At 37.5% G+C, this 4,264-nt stretch carries 7 protein-coding genes; 3 read left to right on the top strand and 4 right to left on the bottom strand.

Features of this window, described 5'->3' with window-relative positions; genetic code table 11:
• Positions 1-4: 4 nt before the first annotated feature.
• Positions 5-439: a GNAT family N-acetyltransferase gene (locus tag BTN98_RS04600; protein WP_060996400.1), complete on the bottom strand. Its 435-nt coding sequence runs from the start codon at positions 437-439 to the stop codon at positions 5-7.
• Positions 440-624: 185 nt separating this feature from the next.
• Between BTN98_RS04600 and BTN98_RS20260 the strand changes: the two genes are divergently transcribed.
• Positions 625-762, top strand: a complete 138-nt coding sequence (locus tag BTN98_RS20260; protein WP_156451822.1) for a hypothetical protein — start codon at positions 625-627, stop codon at positions 760-762.
• 55 nt (positions 763-817) lie between these two features.
• On the opposite strand, the gene BTN98_RS04595 is transcribed toward BTN98_RS20260, so the two are convergent.
• The 3 genes from BTN98_RS04595 to BTN98_RS04585 form a co-directional block, all read right to left on the bottom strand.
• Positions 818-1,087, bottom strand: a complete 270-nt coding sequence (locus tag BTN98_RS04595) for a Txe/YoeB family addiction module toxin (protein WP_060996401.1) — start codon at positions 1,085-1,087, stop codon at positions 818-820.
• Positions 1,080-1,334, bottom strand: a complete 255-nt coding sequence (locus BTN98_RS04590) for a type II toxin-antitoxin system Phd/YefM family antitoxin (protein WP_060996402.1) — start codon at positions 1,332-1,334, stop codon at positions 1,080-1,082. Before BTN98_RS04590 ends, BTN98_RS04595 begins: the two co-directional genes overlap by 8 nt.
• 223 nt (positions 1,335-1,557) lie before the next feature.
• Positions 1,558-2,154: a glutathione S-transferase family protein gene (locus tag BTN98_RS04585; RefSeq protein WP_060996403.1), complete on the bottom strand. Its 597-nt coding sequence runs from the start codon at positions 2,152-2,154 to the stop codon at positions 1,558-1,560.
• Positions 2,155-2,378: 224 nt separating this feature from the next.
• Here BTN98_RS04585 and BTN98_RS04580 point away from each other — a divergent pair, with 224 nt between their 5' ends.
• Together BTN98_RS04580 and BTN98_RS04575 are read left to right on the top strand one after the other, a co-directional pair.
• The gene (locus BTN98_RS04580; protein WP_060996686.1) at positions 2,379-3,269 is read left to right on the top strand and encodes a tyrosine-type recombinase/integrase; all 891 of its coding nucleotides are present in this window, start codon (positions 2,379-2,381) and stop codon (positions 3,267-3,269) included.
• Positions 3,266-4,264 (top strand): IS91 family transposase (locus BTN98_RS04575; RefSeq protein ID WP_105029950.1); only part of this gene is annotated, 999 nt, incomplete at its 3' end. The genes BTN98_RS04580 and BTN98_RS04575, both read left to right, overlap by 4 nt.

Genomic DNA, 4,264 nt, shown 5'->3' with positions numbered 1-4,264 from the left:
TTTGTTATGCCCCATTGCATTGGTAGATATTTGGCTGCCAAATTTGCATTAGTATTTCTGGGTTTTCGATAGTTGTAAAACCATATTGAGCATATAAGCCGTGAGCATCTTTTGTTGCCAACATTAAGCGCCTTAAACCACAAATATCTTGGTGCTCTACTATTGTTGATATTAGCCATTTACTTAAACCTAGACCACGATGTGACTCTAAAATAAACACATCTGCTAGATAAGCAAAAGTTGCCCTATCAGTAATTAGTCGAGCAAAACCAACCTGCTTTCCTGTTTGCTCAAATACACCGAAGCAGAATGAATTTTTTATCGCTTTTTTTAAGATTTCTTCGGGAATACCTTTTGCCCAATAACTCTCAGATATAAAAGAGAAAATTATGTCTAAATCCATATCTTCAGTATTGGCACTAATGCTAAATCCTTGCATCATATCTCCTTAATTTGGGCATAACGCTACAATAAGCGGTGAAAAATGGACGGCTAAAATTGAGCGCAGCGAATAGCCGACCGTTTAGAATCCGATTAATTGTTTTGTTGAACGAAGCCGCTGCGCGGCAGAGTAAAGCAGACAGCGATTAAGCTACCTTTAATACTCCTTTTAATGGAGTATTTATGATGAATAACGAACAACAACAACAACGTTCAGATTATCTTTATGAACAACACCTTACCCACATAACTATACAAGGTAAGCGTCCAGCTACTATTGATGATTATAGTCGTACACTTGGACGCATTACTCACCATTGAATAAATCATAATGGTTTGCGAAAGTTATGAGTGTCCTAAGTTTTAGGATGCTAATTTAGTAGTGGTAACGACAAGAAATTATCGTTAACGCTTGATCATCGACCACATAAACTAGCCTATTAGTATCATCAATGCGACGAGACCAAAAACCAGATAAGTTTTCTTTTAACTGCTCTGGTTTACCGATGCCCTCAAATGGAGAGCGCTTAACATCATTAATGAGTTTGTTGATGCGCTTGAGTGTTTTCTTATCTTGTGTTTGCCAATACAGGTAGTCATCCCAAGCATCATCAGTCCACGACAGTAAACGTTGACTACTACTCATCAATTAACTCTCGTGCTGTTATTTTACCGGCACGATATTGTGCAATCGAACGGTTTAAGTGTTCAGCATTTTGAGGAGAGCGTAGTAAATGAACTGTTTCCATAAGGCTATTGTAGTAGTCTAAAGACATAACCACAGCATCTTCAGAATCACGGCGTGTAATAACTGTTGTATCTGCGTCATTGACTACACCGTCTAAAACAGCTTTAAGACTATTTCTAGCTTCAGTAAAAGATACGATTCTCATAAGAACCTCTACATGTACGTTAAATAGAACAAGTATAGTCTTCACCAATATACTTGTACAGTAAATTGAACATGTAATACTGAACCCAATAGATAAAAAATATTAGTGGGATAGCGTTAAAATTGATCGCAGTGGATTACGAAAGTTATGGGTGTCCTATGTTTTATGCCCCTTCGGATAGGTGTCGGCTGCGCGACACATATCCTTATTTGTTAAATGTAATTTACGCCATACCTACGTATCCTGGTGTTGATTGAATACGATGACACCAATTTTGAATTGCTGGATATTGAGTTAAATCGAAACCACCTTCATCTGCAACATGGCTATAAGCATAAAGAGAAATATCAGCAATTGTCATTTCATCACCAACTAAATACTTAGTTTTACTCAATTGGCTTTCCATTAATTGTAGAGCTTTATGGCCACCCTCTTGAAGTGAATCATATTCAGCTTCTCTTTCTTTTGGCATACCTAAATATTTTTGAATAAAACGAGCTACAGCAATGAATGGCTCATGACTATATTGTTCGAAGAATAACCATTCATATACCTTTGCTTTCAAGTACCTATCTTTTGGTAGAAATGCTGTATTTTCAGAAAAGTACCCTAAAATTGCATTTGATTCACACAGATAACGTCCATCATCTAATTCAACCGCAGGAATTTTTCCATTCGGGTATTTAGATAGAAATTCAGTTATTTTTGTTTCACCATCTAAAATATTCACATGAATCCACTCATGCTTAATATTTAAAAACGATAGTAACATCTTAACTTTCAAACAGTTTCCTGATTGTAGGTCACCATATACTTTCATTTACGCCCTCCTTGACGATTACATTTAACGCCTGCATAACACGTTTGCTACGATACAGACTTAGCTGAATTTTACTGCATTAATCACTGAAATTAAAGACAAACTGACAACGCCGAGTATAGCAAATCGTGTTGATGCATTTGTTGAACGAAGCCGCTGCGCGGCAGAGTAAAGCAGACAGCGATTAAGCTACCTTTAATACTCCTTTTAATGGAGTATTTATGATGAATAACGAACAACAACAACGTTCAGATTATCTTTATGAACAACATGTTACCCACCTAACCTTGCAAGGTAAACGTCCAGCCACGATTGATGGTTATAGTCGTGCACTTCGTCGCATTACTCACCATTTAGATAAATCACCCGATACGTTAACCACTAATGATCTCAAGCGATACTTTGCTCAACTGATTAAAACCCATTCATGGAGCACCGTCAGAATTGATCGTAATGGATTACAGTTTTTCTTTAAGCATGTACTTCAACGTGATTGGGAATGGCTTAATATTGTTAAGCCACCACAAGTTAAAACATTGCCTGATATTTTAACGCCAGCAGAAGTTAGCCATTTAATAAATTCAACCAAGCAACTACGTTACCAAGTCTTTTTTCTGACCTTATATAGTCTTGGGTTGCGATTAGGGGAAGGATTAGATCTCGCTGTTGGCGATATTGATAGTCATCGAATGTTAGTCCATATTCGAAATGGTAAAGGTGGTAAAGATAGATTTATCCCTATTCCAAGACGAACATTGTATGCTCTGCGTTATTACTGGCAAACCCACAAAAACAGCCGCTATCTTTTCCCATCACAGTTTAATGTTAACCATACCGTGATGGATCGTGGTGGTATTCAAAAAGCCATGAAAGCGGTAATTAAAAGCTGTGGGATCAATAAATCAATCAGCCCACATAATTTACGCCATAGCTATGCAACTCACTTATTAGAACAAGGCCTCGATTTACGCTCAGTTCAACATTTATTAGGTCATAACAGTTTAAATACTACCGCTAAATATACTCATCTTACCGATCTCTCCCGTAAAAATACCTCAACGACCATTAACCAACTTGCTAATGATTTAACACTATCATGGGATCTCAAACTATGACTTTTCAATCATTATTGGGTGACTATTTCGGTGAGTTTTGTACTGCCTATTCAAGCAATATTAATCACGATATCCGCTATGCCATGAAAGCAATGTTGACTTGTCATACGGAACAACAAGGACATAGTCACTGGCAATGTTCACACTGTGAACATCAGGTTAATCATCCAATGTCATGCGGACACCGTCATTGTACGCAATGCCAGCACCGAACCACATCAGATTGGTTAAACAAGCAACAACAAAAACTGTTACCGATTGATTATTTTATGGTGACGTTTACGCTACCAGCAGAACTTCGATATCTCGCAAAACGACACCCTAAATTGTTGTACCAAGCCATGTTTACCGTCACTGCCAGTATTGTAAAAAGCTTTGCTAATAATGATAAACGTCTTGGTAATAAAATAGGTTTTACTTTTGTTTTACATACTCATAATCGTCGTCGAGACTTACATCCTCACATTCATATGGTGATCACTGGCGGTGGCTTTGATGACAAGAAACGACAATGGAAACAGTGTAAAAACAAGTACCTATTTAATGCTTTTGCGTTAGCGAAAGTATGGCGAGCTAGATTGCTGGAATATATCACCAGCGTACTCAAGCTCTCCTTACCTGACAAATTATCAAATAAATGGGTAGTAGATTGCCGCCATGTTGGTCATGGAAAACCCGCTTTATTGTATTTATCAACGTATCTTTATCGTGGGATCATCGCAGATAAAGACATTCTTTATCTCGATAATCATCAGGTGACATTTCGATATAAAGATAACCAAACAAAGACAATGAAAACGCGAACTTTGCCTGTATTACAGTTTCTATGGCTGATATTGCAACATGTATTACCAAAAGGGTTAAGGCGAGTTCGTGATTATGGTTTATTACGAGGACATGAAAAGAAACAACTTCAACTGATCCAATATGCCTTTATGTTAGCAGGGCAACTAACGTTGCCCCCACAACAAAAAGTTGTCCGTTTAACGGCACAA

It is taken from the genome of Photobacterium aquimaris, assembly GCF_002954455.1.
In the GTDB taxonomy this organism is placed as follows: Bacteria; Pseudomonadota; Gammaproteobacteria; order Enterobacterales; family Vibrionaceae; genus Photobacterium; species Photobacterium aquimaris.
Note: the sequence above shows the minus strand (reverse complement) of the source record. Positions and strands in the feature narration are given on the sequence as shown.